Raw genomic sequence first — 539 nt, forward strand, 5'->3', positions numbered from 1 at the left:
AGATGGCCTGCATGGCCCATATCCGGCGCAAGTTCGTCGATGTGCATGCCTCCCAAGGATCATCGGTTGCCGGCGAGGCCATCCAGCGGATTGCCGGACTGTACGAAATCGAAAAGAAGGCACGCGGCAAACCGCCGCCGGACCGCGCCGCCCTGCGGCAAGCACAAGCCAAACCTATCTTCGATGATCTGGAAGACTGGCTCGGCACTCAATTGACGCGGATCTCAGGCAAGTCACCACTTGCTGCGGCGATCCGTTATGCGCTCAGCCGACTGCCGAAAGCCCGGCCGTATCTCGACAACGGGCATCTGGAACTGGACAACAACTCCGCAGAGCGGGCAATGAAACCGATTGCCCTTGGACGAAAAAACTACCTCTTCATGGGCTCACAAGGCGGCGGCAAATCCGCGGCTATCGCCTATACCCTGATCGAAACCGCCAAACTCAGCGGCATCGACCCGCAAGCCTGGCTGACCTGGGTTCTGGCACAAATCGCCGACCACAAGATCAATCGCATCAACGAACTCATGCCTTGGTGT

At 58.8% G+C, this 539-nt stretch carries 1 protein-coding gene; it reads left to right on the top strand.

All coding sequences use genetic code 11. The annotated features are described in order from the left end of the window. On the top strand, nucleotides 1-539 hold a 539-nt coding region (tnpC, locus tag ACXAIC_RS24790; protein ID WP_475187113.1), incomplete at both ends, for an IS66 family transposase.

The sequence above is a fragment of the Roseibium sp. AWQ4_254 genome, assembly GCF_056161025.1.